At 36.2% G+C, this 14761-nt stretch carries 18 protein-coding genes; all 18 read right to left on the bottom strand.

Features of this window, described 5'->3' with window-relative positions:
• Positions 1-104: 104 nt before the first annotated feature.
• The 18 genes from CINF_RS01420 to fmt all read right to left on the bottom strand — a co-directional run bounded on the left by CINF_RS01420 (position 105) and on the right by fmt (position 14700).
• On the bottom strand, positions 105-1181 hold the full coding sequence (locus CINF_RS01420) for an epoxyqueuosine reductase QueH (RefSeq protein ID WP_179975474.1): 1077 nt from the start codon (positions 1179-1181) through the stop codon (positions 105-107).
• A 30-nt stretch (positions 1182-1211) separates the two neighbouring features.
• Positions 1212-2000 (bottom strand): tol-pal system YbgF family protein, encoded by a 789-nt coding sequence (locus CINF_RS01415; RefSeq protein ID WP_179975473.1) that lies wholly within the window; start codon positions 1998-2000, stop codon positions 1212-1214.
• Positions 2001-2004: 4 nt separating this feature from the next.
• Positions 2005-2493: an OmpA family protein gene (locus CINF_RS01410; RefSeq protein ID WP_179975472.1), complete on the bottom strand. Its 489-nt coding sequence runs from the start codon at positions 2491-2493 to the stop codon at positions 2005-2007.
• A gap of 209 nt (positions 2494-2702) precedes the next feature.
• Positions 2703-3968 carry a Tol-Pal system protein TolB gene (tolB, locus tag CINF_RS01405; RefSeq protein WP_179975471.1) on the bottom strand — a complete coding sequence of 422 codons (1266 nt, stop codon included), beginning with the start codon at positions 3966-3968 and terminating at the stop codon, positions 2703-2705.
• A gap of 2 nt (positions 3969-3970) precedes the next feature.
• Positions 3971-4771, bottom strand: coding sequence for a TonB C-terminal domain-containing protein (locus CINF_RS01400; RefSeq protein ID WP_179975470.1), 801 nt, complete (start codon positions 4769-4771; stop codon positions 3971-3973).
• Positions 4768-5163, bottom strand: a complete 396-nt coding sequence (locus CINF_RS01395) for an ExbD/TolR family protein (protein WP_179975469.1) — start codon at positions 5161-5163, stop codon at positions 4768-4770. The genes CINF_RS01400 and CINF_RS01395 overlap by 4 nt, the downstream gene beginning before the upstream one ends.
• Positions 5150-5716 (bottom strand): MotA/TolQ/ExbB proton channel family protein, encoded by a 567-nt coding sequence (locus CINF_RS01390; protein WP_179975468.1) that lies wholly within the window; start codon positions 5714-5716, stop codon positions 5150-5152. The genes CINF_RS01395 and CINF_RS01390 overlap by 14 nt, the downstream gene beginning before the upstream one ends.
• On the bottom strand, positions 5716-6102 hold the full coding sequence (gene atpC / locus CINF_RS01385; RefSeq protein ID WP_179975467.1) for an ATP synthase F1 subunit epsilon: 387 nt from the start codon (positions 6100-6102) through the stop codon (positions 5716-5718). Before atpC ends, CINF_RS01390 begins: the two co-directional genes overlap by 1 nt.
• A 3-nt stretch (positions 6103-6105) precedes the next feature.
• Complete coding sequence (gene atpD / locus CINF_RS01380) at positions 6106-7503, bottom strand: F0F1 ATP synthase subunit beta (protein WP_178696962.1); 1398 nt, start codon at positions 7501-7503, stop codon at positions 6106-6108.
• Positions 7504-7577: 74 nt separating this feature from the next.
• A complete protein-coding gene (gene atpG / locus CINF_RS01375) occupies positions 7578-8471 on the bottom strand; it encodes an ATP synthase F1 subunit gamma (protein ID WP_179975466.1) in 894 nt (297 codons plus the stop codon).
• 9 nt (positions 8472-8480) lie between these two features.
• Positions 8481-9998 (bottom strand): F0F1 ATP synthase subunit alpha, encoded by a 1518-nt coding sequence (atpA, locus tag CINF_RS01370; RefSeq protein ID WP_178696960.1) that lies wholly within the window; start codon positions 9996-9998, stop codon positions 8481-8483.
• 9 nt (positions 9999-10007) lie between these two features.
• Complete coding sequence (locus tag CINF_RS01365) at positions 10008-10541, bottom strand: F0F1 ATP synthase subunit delta (protein ID WP_179975465.1); 534 nt, start codon at positions 10539-10541, stop codon at positions 10008-10010.
• Positions 10541-11050, bottom strand: coding sequence for a F0F1 ATP synthase subunit B family protein (locus CINF_RS01360; protein ID WP_178696958.1), 510 nt, complete (start codon positions 11048-11050; stop codon positions 10541-10543). The genes CINF_RS01365 and CINF_RS01360 overlap by 1 nt, the downstream gene beginning before the upstream one ends.
• Positions 11051-11059: 9 nt before the next feature.
• Complete coding sequence (locus CINF_RS01355) at positions 11060-11482, bottom strand: F0F1 ATP synthase subunit B family protein (RefSeq protein ID WP_179975464.1); 423 nt, start codon at positions 11480-11482, stop codon at positions 11060-11062.
• A gap of 79 nt (positions 11483-11561) precedes the next feature.
• Positions 11562-12395: a ParB/RepB/Spo0J family partition protein gene (locus CINF_RS01350; RefSeq protein ID WP_178696956.1), complete on the bottom strand. Its 834-nt coding sequence runs from the start codon at positions 12393-12395 to the stop codon at positions 11562-11564.
• Position 12396: 1 nt separating this feature from the next.
• Positions 12397-13170 (bottom strand): ParA family protein, encoded by a 774-nt coding sequence (locus CINF_RS01345; protein ID WP_178696955.1) that lies wholly within the window; start codon positions 13168-13170, stop codon positions 12397-12399.
• Complete coding sequence (locus CINF_RS01340; RefSeq protein ID WP_179975463.1) at positions 13167-13802, bottom strand: biotin--[acetyl-CoA-carboxylase] ligase; 636 nt, start codon at positions 13800-13802, stop codon at positions 13167-13169. Before CINF_RS01340 ends, CINF_RS01345 begins: the two co-directional genes overlap by 4 nt.
• Positions 13783-14700 (bottom strand): methionyl-tRNA formyltransferase, encoded by a 918-nt coding sequence (gene fmt, locus CINF_RS01335; protein WP_179975462.1) that lies wholly within the window; start codon positions 14698-14700, stop codon positions 13783-13785. The genes CINF_RS01340 and fmt overlap by 20 nt, the downstream gene beginning before the upstream one ends.
• Between the last annotated feature and the right edge of the window lie 61 nt (positions 14701-14761).

The following is a 14761-nucleotide window of genomic DNA, read 5'->3' as shown; positions in this document are numbered from 1 at the left end:
TAAAATTTTTTTGTATGTCAAGGGTTTTTGTAAAAATTTTAATTATATATTTTAGCGCGCAAAATTACTCACATAAATTTATAAAATCCAAAATTTTTGAAAAATTAAAATTTATGATTTTTTACTTTTAATTTTTCCACGCTTGAATGAAAAAGCACGCTATCGATTTGTATTTCGCATTTTGCGCTTAAAATTTTATCTAAAATGATTATAGGATTTAGGCTATTTTTGCCACATAGTTTTTTGCGGATATGTAGCTCAGCTTTTAGCTTGGGTGGTGAGTATATCAGCTCGCGCACGCTTTTGTAATTAAAATTTGCTAGGTGATTAAAATGCTTTAAACTAACAAGCCAAACCTCATCTTTCCCGTAAAAAATATTTTTATTTTCTACGGCATTAAAGCGCGTAAAACCCTTATTTATATAGCTATAAAATAAAAAATAACTATCCATCACCACACCATCAAAACTCAGCCTAGCGTTTTTTAAACGATAATTTAAAATTTTTACGCGGTTTAACTCGTAATCTTGCTTTAATTTTTCGCATTTTCTTACTTTTTTATAAAGTTTTAGGCGCGATTTTATGCTGGCTGGCTGGGTTTGAGCGCCAAGTGGGCTAATTAACTCCCAAGCTTCATTTTGATTTCTTTGCGCATTTAATGCGTATAAACAGCCACAATAATTTTGGTGGTATAATTTTTCTTTTTTGGCATTATTAAACTGCTCGCTAGTGCCGCCGCCTTTTCTAAAATCTATGGCTAAATATTTTAATCCGTAACGCTCGCTTACACTTTTTAGCGAATTTTCAAGCTGATTAAAATTTTTTTTAGGACTCATTAGCAAGGTTGTTGTGATGGTGCTTTCTCCAAGCTCAATGGCTTTTTTAGCACTTTGATTTACTCTAAAATCAAAACAATACTCACACCGCTTGCCTTTTTCTGGCTCGTTTTCTAAGCCTTTTGTGTCACTAAGCCAAGATTCATAATCGTATTCGCCACAAATTAATGGCACACCAAGTTTTTTACACGATCGCTTAACATCGCTAAAACGCAATAAATACTCACTATATGGATGAATGTTTGGGTCGTAAAAATAAGCCAATAAAGGTTCGTTTGGGTAAGTTTGGCGAAGTTTTTTTATGAAATAATCGCTATCAACGCTACAACAAATATGAACTAACATCTAAAATATCAGCTTTGCTCGCGCGCAAAGCTATTTACGGATTGGAGATTTTTTAGCTTCATCGCTATCTGGATAAGCAACTTTTAAAGTAGAGTAAAATTTATTAGCACTTTGTTTATCGCCTATTTTATCACAACTGATAGCCGTATGATAAAGCAAGCGTGGCATATAAGAGCCTTTGTCGTATAAATTAACGCTAGTGCGGTAATAAGGAATCGCTTCTTTATAAAGCTTTTTTGCATAAGCAATCTCACCTAACATAAAATTTGAATACGCAGGTCTGTAATTTTTTTGTATTAAATACTCAAAAGCCGCTTTTGCATTATCGTATTTTTTAGCATCAAAATTCTTTTGGGCGCTTTCAAATACAGCACTTGCTGGCATAGAAGCGAAATTTTCATTGTTTTGGCTAGTTTTGTTAAGCTTTGGCTCAGCTTTTTTAGCCTTTTGGCTTTCTTTGCTTTGTAGGGCAGTAGCTAGTGCGGTTACGGCTTGGGTTAATTTATTTAGTTTTTCATTTTGTTCAAGCTGTGCTTTTTTAAGCTCTAAAATTTGAGTGTTTATGTCGTTTGATAGCAAGCTTTCTAAATCATTTAAGCGGATATTTAGTTTTTGATTATTTGCGCTAAGACCATCAACTACCGAGCGAATGCCATCTATGCTTTCTTTGCTAGCTTTGATTTCAGCATTTAGTGCCTCTACATTTTGAGTAGTGCCGACACTGCTTGCAAGCCCATCAAACACAGAAGTTTCATCGCTAAAAAGATGACTTGCAAGTGTAGCTACTAATAAAATTTGTATAAATCCTAAGCTTCTCATTTGCTTATTGCATTACCTTAAACTCATCACGGCGATTTTGCGCATCGCAAGATTTTGAGCGTTCGGTACATACTGGCTTGCTTTCGCCATTGCTAGCTATGCTGATGCGAGATTCATTTACGCCTTGGGCTACTAAGGCTTCTTTGGCAGCTTTTGCGCGTTTTACGCCAAGAGCGTAATTATACTCATCAGAACCCCATTCATCGCAATTACCTTCTATTAAGATAGTAAAAGCACTAGCATTGTTTTGGTTAAAAAGTGCGGCATTTGTGGTGATTGCGTTTTGTTGATCGGCGCGAATGCTAAATTTATCAAAATCAAAATATACATTTTGTAATTGGTTTTGAATGCCACTAAGTATGCTAGCTACATCTATGCTCTCTATGTTAGAGTTATCATCTGTGTTGGTTGTGCTTGTGCTTGGAGATTTTGAGCTACAACCAGCCATAAATAAAGCAGCAATTAAAGCTGAAACAAATGCTAATTTTTTCATGTAAGACCCTTTAAAAGAAATTATAAGCGCGGATTATATCACAAAATTTTCTAATATCAATTAAAAAGTTCAAAATTTATAGCTTAATTTTTGCTAAATTTTATAAATTTTATTATTTATTGCTTTATTATGCTTTTAGAATATAAAATTTATAAAAGGCGAACTTTAAAAGCCGCCGCAGTTATAAAAAGCTATAAATTTTAAATAAATCACCAATCAATTGCTTGTAATTTGCCTATATTAAGCGCAAAAGCAAAACTTTTATTTTCATTTACGCGGATTATCCCTAGGGCGCTTTGCGCGCCTGAATGCTTGATATAAACAATGCTCCCGCCATCACTTGAAAAGCGTGGTGAGGTATTTATGCCAGTTGCTGTTAGCTGGCGGATATAATCGCTTTTAGTAGAGATTAAGTAAAGATTAAAGGTTTTTTGAGCGAACTCGCTGTTGCTTTCACGGCTAGAATATACAATATAATTTTGCCAAGTTGAGATTGAGTTATTGTTTTTGCCGTGATATACTAGCTGCTCTACTGCTTTAGCATTTAAATCAGTAGCAAAAATATTTGGCGCACCCATTCTATCGCTTACAAAAACCACGCGCGTGTCATTTTCTATAAAATTTCCATTCACATCAATTCCACTATAATTTGTAATTTTAGTGCTTGAGCGAGTTTTTAAATCATATAAAAATATATCGCTTTGATCTTCTGGTGCCATTGTTAGAAGTAGTTTTTGTCCATCAGCGCTTACATCGCTGGCTACAACCATACCTTGTGAGCTAATTATGCTCATTTTTTTACCGCTTGCTAAATCATAACGAAATAGCGTAGGTTTGCCCTTTACATAAGAAGTGTAATAAAATGCGCTTTGCTCGGCATTAGCCCATTTTGGAAAAATATTTAAACCGCCACTTAAAATTACATTTTGGTAGGTTAGAGTGTAATCAGCTATGATTATACGACTAGTACCAGGACTTGTGTATTGAGATATCAAAATGCTCTTATCCATCCATTCAATCGGCGAAAGATTAAGAGAGCGAGCTATATCAGCTACGGCGCGATGGGAGATAAAAGGCCATTTAACCACATCTTTTTGGCTATAATTTGCCTCAAAACGCACAGCTCCATCGCTTACATTCAATAATTTTACATGCAAATTTAAATAATCAATCCCGCCACTTAAAGCATATCTAAGCACGAATTGTGGGGAAGTTGCCGTAATTTGCGCAGAGGTTAAGGGGCTATCCATGGTGGTATTTTCATACTCTTGTATTACCTCAAAAGCTGAACCTACTTTTAAATCTCCCTTAATCATTCGTAAAAAACGCTCTTTTATATCATCGCTAGCAAAATTTAAAGTAGCATCTTGAATCATTATCTTAGGCAAACTCGCACCGCGATTTACCACCTCAATAGTAGCATCTGCGCCAAATAAACTAGCCACAAAAGCTAATAAAATTAAAATTTTTTTCATTTTCACTCCGATTTTATTGAAATTTCATCATTTAATTTATCGCTTAATCCCACCGTAAATGTGAGCTTTTGCCTATTTGGCGGGATAGGAAAATTAACAAATTTTAAATTTTCAAGCAAATCTCGCGCTTTGCTTTGAAACTCTAAATCATAAGAGCGTGTAATAAAATTATAAGCTAATAAACGCCCATTTTCATCAATGCTCAATCTTACCACTACTCTATCGTTTGTATTTGTCCTATATCGTTGCCAGCGCGATTCTATAAGCCTAGTAACTGCGCCATTAAACTCATCAAACTCGCCTTTAAGCCCGTGTTTTGGGGTGCGAATCTTATCAGAATCTTGCAAGGCATTTATTTTATCGATGGCAGTTTGTACGGCAGCTGAGTTTTGCTTAAAGCTTTTTTTATTGCTTTGGACGGCCTTTTTAGGCTCTGGGTTTTGTTTTATTTTTATATCATCAAATAACGATTTGGCAGATATAGGCTCTGGTTTTGTTATCGCAAGCTCGTTGCTTGCTTGCGTGGCTTTATTTGTAGTTATTTGCTCTTGTTTTTTTGCTATTTTTGCTTCTTTTATTTCATTTTGATCTTTATTTGTTATTTTTGATTTTGGCGACATTATGGTATCTGCGCGCTCAGGGCTAATTAAAACAACATCCATAAAAGCATCTTTTGTATCAGTATAACGCTTAGTAGCACTCATCGCATCAGCAGCTTTATAAATAATAAACCCCCCAAGAGCGATATATAAAGCAAGCGAAATAATAAAAGCGTTAAAAGTAGGAAAATATACATTTATCATTTGGTTTCTAATGCCACATTTGTATAGTTTGCGTTTTTCACACTTCTTAACACGCTCATCACATCGCCATAATTTAAAGCTTCATCAGCCTTTATAAAAACTGGCGAATCTACTGCGTAAATACTATTTAATTGAACTAATTTATCAGCTAGCAAATTTTCATTTAAAGCAAAATTTTCATTATTTATATACACTCGCTTTTGCTTATCTACTCGTATGGTTAGGGCTTTTGGGCTGTCTTGCTTGTTTTTGCTTTGCGTGCCTTGTGGGACTGAAATTTTTTCTTCATAAATCAATGCTGGCATAGCAACCATCAAAATAGCTAAAAGCACAAGCATAATATCAACAAGAGGCGTGATATTTAATTCAGGCTTTTCATCATAATTTATCATGGTTATAGCTTAATAGCACATTGGCTTCGCGCTTGATAATGCTTACTATTTCAAAGGCTTTTCGTTTTATCATTAAATTAAAGCTATACGCAGGAATTGCTACAAAAATACCACAACCTGTAGCTACTAATGCCTCTGAAATAGACAAGGCTATGGCATTTATGCCACCAGCTGAGGCATCAAGTCTAGCAAAAGTTTCAAGTATGCTAACTACCGTACCAAAAAGCCCTATAAAAGGCGAAGTAGAAGCCACAATAGCAAGCAAAGTCAAACCGCTAGTAGCCTTTGACTCAGCCAAGCCTATATAAACTTCTAATTTTTCTTTATTTACTGCTTCGGTGCATTTTTTTAAAATCGAGCTTGTGTTTTCTATCTTGCCGCCCATCAAAACGCGCTCTAAGGCTGAATTTTCACGCACTTGCCAAGCGTTAAGTCCTACATAACGCGATAGCAAGATAGTAAAACTCATCACAAAATAAATCGATAGCCACGCCAACACTATCCAGGTGATAATGCTAGAATTAGCCAAAAAGGTTAATGCGTTTTGCAACATTATTTATGCGCGCCTGATTCTAATTTAGTCATGGTAACTTTTAATAAGTTATCATCATAACCCATTTTGCTTATTAAGGCTTTTGCCTTTTCAAGCGATTTAGCAATAGCACTATCATCAGCACCACTTATTAGCTCAGCGCCCTCAGCTAACACCTCTACTTTATTTTCGCTTACTTCAACATAACCAGAATCCACAGCCACCATATCATGGCTATCATCTTGATTTTGTATATCTATAACACCAGCACCTAATAGCGTAACTAATGAAGCATGCCCTGGTAGCACGCCAAATTCGCCTTCGCTACCAGGCAATACAACGCTTAGCACATCATTTGAAAATATCATCCCCACAGGTGTTACTATTTCTAAGTGTATGCTTTTCATCGCTTATGCCTTTAATTTTTCGGCCTTTGCCACAACCTCTTCTATATTGCCTACCATATAAAAGGCGTTTTCTGGCAAATGATCGTATTTACCATCTAAGATTGCCTTAAAGCCGTTTATTGTTTCATCTAAGCTTACATATTTACCAGGGCTGCCTGTAAATACCTCAGCTACGAAAAATGGCTGAGATAAGAAACGCTCAATTTTTCTAGCGCGATCAACGATTTGTTTATCTTCTTCGCTTAATTCGTCCATACCTAAAATAGCGATTATATCTTGTAAATCTTTGTATTTTTGTAGCACGGATTGAACGCCACGAGCTACTTTGTAATGCTCTTCGCCTATAATTTGTGGATCAAGCACGCGCGAAGTAGAACCAAGTGGATCAACAGCAGGATAAATGCCTTTTTCAGCTATCGCACGGCTTAAAACAGTAGTAGCATCAAGGTGGGCAAATACAGTAGCAGGCGCAGGGTCTGTCAAGTCATCAGCTGGTACATAAACAGCTTGAACAGAAGTAATAGAGCCTTTTTTAGTAGATGTTATGCGCTCTTGGAGTTTGCCCATTTCAGTAGCTAGCGTAGGCTGGTAACCAACAGCTGATGGTATGCGACCAAGAAGCGCTGACATTTCAGAGCCTGATTGAGAAAATCTAAAAATGTTATCAATAAACATAAGAACATCTAGTCCCATTTCATCACGAAAATACTCAGCCATTGTAAGTCCGCTTAAAGCTACGCGGTTTCTTGCGCCTGGTGGTTCATTCATTTGGCCATAGCATAGGGCAACTTTATCTAAAACGCCAGATTCTTTCATTTCATTATAAAGGTCATTACCCTCTCTTGTGCGCTCTCCAACACCAGCAAATACAGAATACCCGCTATGAGCGTGCGCAACATTATGAATTAGCTCCATAATAATAACCGTCTTGCCAACGCCTGCACCGCCAAATAATCCTACCTTACCGCCTTTTGCATAAGGGGCTAGCAAATCTACTACTTTAATGCCAGTTTCAAAAACTTCGCTTTTTGTGCTTTGCTCATCAAAACTAGGTGCTTCGCGGTGTATGCTCCAACGATTTTTAAAATTTCCTTCTTCGCCCTCGTCTATCACATCGCCCGTAACATTAAAAATGCGCCCAAGCACCTCTTCACCTACTGGCACAGTAATAGGACTGCCAAGAGCAGTAGCTTCGTTTCCACGCACCAAACCATCTGTCATATCCATGGCTATTGTGCGCACGCGATTATCCCCTAAATGCGCTGCTGTTTCTAAAACTAGCTTGCGCGCTTGCCCTTCAAAGTTAAAATTAACTTCGATAGCTTCGTTAATCTTTGGCAGGTAATCTTGAAAATCCACATCAACTACCGGACCAGTGATTTGGCTAATAAATCCCTTCATCGTAACTCCTATAAAATTTACTTCTTAATCTTTTTTATACAAATTTTAAAATTTCTGCTTTAAATTTTAAAATTTTACTTCATCGCTTCTACACCGCTAATAATTTCTATTAGCTCTGTGGTGATTGAGCTTTGGCGAGCTTTGTTATAAGCTAAATCAAGCTGCTTGACCCTAGCTTTTGCGTTATTGCTTGCATTATCCATCGCTTGCATTCTAGCGCAATGCTCAGCTGCTAGGCTATCAATCAATGAAAAATACATACCGTATTCTAAATATCTATTCACCAAGGCGCCTATGATGGTGTCGTGCTCGTCATTTGGTTCGACCTCCATTAAAGAATCAAAATCCTCTTCTTGTGCGCTAAATTTTGGTAACTCTACTGGCAAAATATCATTTATTCTAACTTCTTGTGAAATCATATTTTTATAGCCATTGTGGATTAGCACTATTTTATCGGTAACGCCAGCTTCAAAATCTTTAATAGCCTCACTTATAACCTCAGTAGCCTTTTGTGGCGTTGGTGCTGAACTTACGCCCTTGTAACTTTCTAAAATATCAACACCTTGAAAGCTAAAATATTCTATACCCTTTTTACCGACAGCACGCAAGCGGACTTTTATTTTTTGGGCTTTGTATTCTTCGATCATATCGCGCACGGCGCGGATAGTGGCCATATTAAAACCACCGCACAATCCCTTATCAGCAGTAACAAATACAATATCAACCTTGCTAACAGGGGCTTTTATATCATAATATCTAGGGTTTTTAATAGCAAAACCATATTTATTTATTTTATAAGAAATTTCACTTAAAACTTCTTTGATTTTTTGAGCATACAGCCTTGAACGCTTAGCGGCTTCTTCGGCTTTTTTAAGCTTAGCAACCGATACAAGCTTCATTGCGCTTGTAGTTTTTTGCGTATTTTGAACGCTCTTAATCTTTCTTTTTATATCTTTTAGATTAGCCATTTTTTTGCCTTATTCAGCACTAAAAGTAGCCTTAAACTCGCTAAGAGCTTTATCAAGCTTATCTTGTGTGTCTTTTTCAACAGATTTTTTACTTCTAATTTGTTCAAACACATCAGGGTATTTAGCCTCTAAATATGGATAAAGTTCAGCCTCAAATTTAGCCACTGCACTAGCTGGTATATCATCTAAATAGCCATTTGAACCAGCATAAATTAAGACCACTTGATTTTCTACTGGCAATGGATTATAAGGTGGTTGTTTTAAAACCTCAACCATTCTTTGACCGCGCTCTAATTGCTTGCGGCTGCTTTCGTCAAGGTCGCTAGCAAATTGTGAAAACGCTTGAAGCTCGCGGTATTGCGCTAATTCTAAGCGTAAGGTGCCTGCTACTTTTTTTATGGCTTTTATTTGAGCTGAGCCTCCAACACGGCTAACTGAAAGTCCCACATTGATCGCTGGGCGCACACCTGAATTGAATAAATCAGTTTCTAAGAAAATTTGTCCATCTGTAATAGAAATAACATTTGTAGGGATATACGCTGAAACATCGCCTGCTTGTGTTTCTATAATAGGCAATGCCGTTAAGCTACCTGCGCCTAGTTTATCATTTAGCTTACTAGCTCTCTCAAGCAATCTTGAATGCAAATAGAAAACATCACCAGGATAAGCCTCACGACCTGGAGGACGGCGTAAAATCAAGCTCATTTCACGGTAAGCCACAGCGTGTTTGCTTAAATCATCATAAATAATTAAAGCGTGGCGTGAATTATCTCTAAAATACTCGCCCATTGTAACGCCAGCATAAGGTGCTAGGTATTGAAGCGCTGCTGGATCGCTAGCATTTGCTGCTACTACGATAGTATAATCCATAGCGCCATATTCTTCTAATTTTTTAACTACTTGGGCTACGGTTGATTGCTTTTGGCCGATAGCCACATATATACAAATAACATCTTGGCCTTTTTGGTTTATGATGGTATCAACTGCTACGGTAGTTTTGCCAGTTTGGCGATCGCCGATGATTAACTCCCTTTGTCCTCTACCAATTGGCACAAGTGCGTCAATGGCTTTTATGCCAGTTTGAAGCGGTTCATGCACGCTTTTTCTAGCCATAATGCCTTTTGCTTTTTCTTCAATAAAACGGCTTTCGGTAGCATCGATAGGCCCTTTTGCATCAAGTGGCTCACCAAGGGAATTTACCACGCGACCAATCAAGGCATCGCCAACAGGCACACGAAGTAACTTGCCCAGGCGTTTTACACTAGTGCCTTCTACTATTTTATCGGCCTTGCCTAAAATAACCACGCCAACGCTTGATTCTTCAAGGTTTTGTGCTAGGCCTTTTTCGCCGTTTTCAAACTCCACCATCTCGCTAGCCATTACATTTTTTAGACCATAAACTCTAGCGACTCCATCTGCTACTGAGATAACCTTGCCGGTTTCTTCTACATTTATACTTAGATCATAGCTTTGTATGCGTTCTTTGATTATGCTACTAATCTCATCTGCTTTTAATTTTGCGCTCACGCTCTCTCCTTATTGAATTGCTTTTAATATATATTCACTCAATTTTGCTTTAAACAAGCTCATAGAAAAGCTCGCTTCAAAGCCTAAATCACTTAATTCTATTTTGATACCATCGTAATTGGTTTTTTTGCTATCAAAATTTATATTTGCATTTAATTTTTTTGAAAATTTATCTTCTAATTCTTTTTTATTAGCTTGACTAAGTTCAAAAGAGCTATAAATTACGCCCTTAAATGCATTATCTTTTAAGGATTTTTGATATGAAAATTCTCTATAAATATGTGGCAAAATCTCTAATCTTTTAGCAGTCGCTAAGGTGTATAAGAAATTTTTTAATTTTTCATTTGTGCTATCGGTTAATGAAAAAACAAAATCAGCCTTAGCCTTAGCATTTAAGCTAGGCAAAATCAATATATCTATAAATTTTTCTATCCCAAAGGCCGAATCAATCTTGCCAAGAGCTTCATTTATCTCATTTAGCTCATTTAATTCTAAGCTTTCAAGCAAGGCTTTTACATATTTTTTGGCTATTACTTCATTCATCAGCTTACCTTTTTCTTAATTAAATCAACCAAGCCTTGCTCGCTAATTTTGATGCTAGTATCACTAAATGCTTCTTCAAGCACATCGCTTACTATTTTTCTAGTGCTGGCACGGCGCGTAAATTCTTTTTGTTCTTCATAACTATCATACATTGAAATCAAACTAGCTTGGGTATCTCGCTCTATTTTAGTGGTTAGTTGTCTAGCCTCTATGCGCGCTGTTTCTATCAATCTAGTGGCATCTTCTTTGGCTTTTGCTACTTTTGATTTAGCAAACTCTTCTTTTGCTCTGGCTTCTTCTATTTTTTTGCGGGCTTGACTTAGATTTTTATCTATGCCTTCTATGCGCGCTTTATAGGCGTTTTTAATAGGATTTGCTATCAAATAATACAAAATTCCAGCAAAAAGTAAAAAATTTATCGTTCTTGCTAAAATATCATAATCAGGCTCACTTTTAGCACCGGCAGCTAGCAAAAACGCAGGTAAAATCAATAAAAATAATTTTTGCATTTTTTGTCCTTATAGTTTTGAAAGAGTATTTTTTAAACTTTCTCTAATTGAAGGCAAATTCGCACTAAGCTCGTTTTTTAGTGCTTCTTGCTCTTTTCTTAAAGCAAGCTCAAATTCTTTATAATCATTTTCTAATTCGCTTTTTCTAGCTTCTATACAAGCCTTAGCGGCTTCGTTGGCCTTAGTAGCGGCTTCTTTTTTGATTGCTAGCATTTGCGCTCTGGCATCTGCTAAAATACTAGCGGCTTCTTCATCGTATTTTTTGATGTCTGCGCCATATTTTGCTACCTCGCTTTCTTCTTTGGCTATATGTGCGTTTCTTTCATCTACAAAACCTAAAATAGGCTTATATAGTATATTATTTAGCACGAAAATAAGTCCTAAGAAAATCACTACCGTAAGCGATAATAAATAAGGATTAACTTCAAGCATTTAGAGCCTTTCTATTTGATTTATATTTTACAACCATTAAAATTTAGAAAAAAATTGGCGCATTCTACTATATTTAAAACTAAACTTTTCTTAATTTATCAAGTAAAATTTTAACTTCGCTTACATTTTCAAAATTTATGCTTAATTTTTTACCAGAATTTTTACTCTCAAAACCTAGATCACAAAGCCTATCTTTTAGCCTTTTTACCGCTGTTTGAAGCTCATTTGAAATCCCGCTTTTATCTTTTAATTTCTTGGCTAAATTTTCTGTTTCTCTCACGCTTAATTTTTGTCCTAAAACGCTAGCGACTATTGTTTTTTCATCTTGTTTATCAAGTCCGGCTATAATTTTTGCATGACCTTGCGAAATTTTACCGCTACTTATTAGCTCTTTTGTGCGTTCATCTAGGTTTAATAAGCGCATTGTGTTTGTGATTTGTGTTCTGCTTTTTTTAACTAAATTTGCAAGTTCTTCTTGTGTGATGCCGTGTTCTTTGATGAGTTCTTTATAAGAATTTGCTAGTTCTATTGGATTTAAATCTGCGCGCTGAATGTTTTCTATTAGTGCTAATTCGCGCAAATTTTTCTTATCGATTTTGGCTACTACTGCTTTTATTTCTTCCCAGCCCAGTTGTTTTGCAGCTCTTAATCTTCGCTCGCCAGCTACTAGCAAATAACCATCATCTCGCTCAACCACTATAATAGGCTGGATAAGTCCGTGAGTTTGTAAGGATCCAGCTAATTCATTTAAACTATTTTCATCAAAATCTTTGCGCGGTTGGCAAGGATTTGGCGCAATAGCTGATATTGGTATTAGCGTAACTTTATCATTGCTATATTCTCTATCATAATCAAACGCCGCATCGCCTAAAAGTGCATCTAAACCTTTGCCTAATTGTGATTTTTTTGCCATTTTAACTCATTATTGAATATGCTAAATTTTGATAGGCGATAGAGCCTGTCGATTTTATATCATACAAAATCACCGGCTTACCAAAACTAGGGCTTTCAGCAAGCTTTACATTTCGCGGGATTATGATAAATCCATCATCATTTCTAAATAATTTATTTTCAAAATGCTTTTTCAAATCCAAAACCGTTTCTTTTGAAAGGTTATTTTGCGCATTATACATAGTTGGCAAAAAGCCTTTGATTTTTAGCTTTTTATTGATGGTTTCTTTTACTATTTTTATGGTATTTAAAATTTGTGCTAAGCCTTCGAGTGCGTAAAACTCGCATTGAATAGGAATTATCACAGAATCGCTAGCACTTAGAGCATTTACCGTCAAGCTCCCAAGGGTTGGCGGGCTATCGATGATAATATAATCATAATTTTCAATTATTTCACTGATTTTTTCTCTTAAAATTGTTTTGTAGTCTTGCTCTCTTTGGCTAAATTCTTGCTCAATACCGACAAGGCCGATATTTGAAGGTGCTAAATCAAGTGTGTAGATAGCAGTTTTAAGGATAATTTCACTTAATTTTTTACCGCCGGTTAATACATGATAAATATTAAACTCATAATCCCGCCTGCTAAAACCAAGCCCTGTTGTAGCGTTTGCTTGCGGATCGATATCGACTAAAAGCACGCGCTTTTGAGCCACTGCCAAGCTAGCGGCCAAATTTACAGCGGTTGTGGTCTTGCCGACACCACCTTTTTGGTTTGCGATAGTTATTATCTCACTCATCTTGCTGAAAATACCTTTTTATTGTCTATTATAATTGAACCATCATTTTGTAGTTCTGCGCGCGCCATAGAAAGCTCTTTGCCATCAATATGAACGCTAAAATTTTTACAAAGGCTAAATTGTAGCGAGTATTTGCTTAAAATCTCTTTCCATGAGCGCAAATTTTCTAAACTTTTTAAAAAACCTTGCGCTAGGGTTTTTGCGCTTATTTGAATATCTAAAACGGCGCAATTTTGCGGTGCGTTTATTAGATTTATTCCTATTCCACACACAAAGGTGCCTTTTAATTTTGTAGTGATTATGCCACCTAATTTTTCTTGCCCTAAATATAAATCATTAGGCCATTTTAACCAGGCTTTTGAGCCAAGAGAATTTAAATGCTCGCACATTAAATAAGCAAAATAAATGCTTGCCGAACTTATAGGCAAATCGCTTGCTAGCTCATTTGCGTTTAGGGCAAAACTTAAATAAAAATTATCTTTTTGTCCTTGCCAAGCATTATCGCGGCTGCCAACCCCAGCACTTTGAAATTGAGCTAAAATCGCAAAAGGCGCTTTAATCTTGCCCTCTCTTATGCCTTCAATCAACGCAAGTTGCGTAGATTTAATGCTTTCAACAAAAACTATCTCCAAATTTTAACCTTTTTCCATTTATATATTCTTTTGCATCAAGTGGCTTTTTGCTTGCTTCTTGTAAGCTTTTAATAATTAACTCGCCATCACTTAAAGCCACGCTAAAACTATCTGCGCTGATATTAGTAATGGTGCCGATTTTAGCGTTATTTTTGCTTAAACTTATGCTAATATCTAAAAGCTTTAAGCCATTAGCCAAATAAACACCAGGCCAAGGTTTATAAGCTAAAAATTTGCGCCAAATCGCCTGTGCTGGCATATCTAGGCTAATTAAGCCATCATCTTTGCGGATTTTTTTACACTTACTAGCTAAGGCGTTAAACTGCTTTAAAGGCGCGATATTTTCGTATTCTCTTAAAATTTTAAGTGCTAGCTTTGCTGCCATATTTGAAAATTGTTCAAAAAGATCTTGCGCGCTTTTATTTGTAATATCCATAAGGTAAAAGCCGAGCATATCGCCATCATCAAGCCCTTGGCTCATTTTCATAGCACTTATTCCATTTAGCTTTTGTCCTTCTAAAATCATTTGCGAAATCGGGCTAGCACCGCGATATTTTGGCAAGATTGAAGCATGCAAATTAATACAAGGCGCAAGTTCTAAAATGCTTTTTGGCAAAATCTGCCCATAAGCTGCAACTACGATAAAATCAGGCTTTAAAGCAGATATTTGCTCGCTAATGCCCTGCTCTTTTAGGCTTAAAGGCTGAAAAATTTCCCCAGCAAAATCAAGCTCTAATGCTCTTTTTTTAACGCTTGGGGGCGTGATTATATTTTTGCGACCTTGGGGCTTATCTGGTTGGGTAAAAATTGCCAAAACCTTAAAATCGCTAGCCTTTAAAAATGCCTCTAAGACCTTGCTAGCATAATCTGGCGTGCCCATAAAAATTATTGTTTTCATAAAATTTCTGCTTTTAAAATTTCATTATTTAAAATTTAAAGATAAATTTTAAAATTTTAAG

This window comes from Candidatus Campylobacter infans (genome assembly GCF_013416015.1).
Classification (GTDB): domain Bacteria; phylum Campylobacterota; class Campylobacteria; order Campylobacterales; family Campylobacteraceae; genus Campylobacter; species Campylobacter infans.
This window is presented reverse-complemented; position numbering and strand designations above follow the sequence as displayed.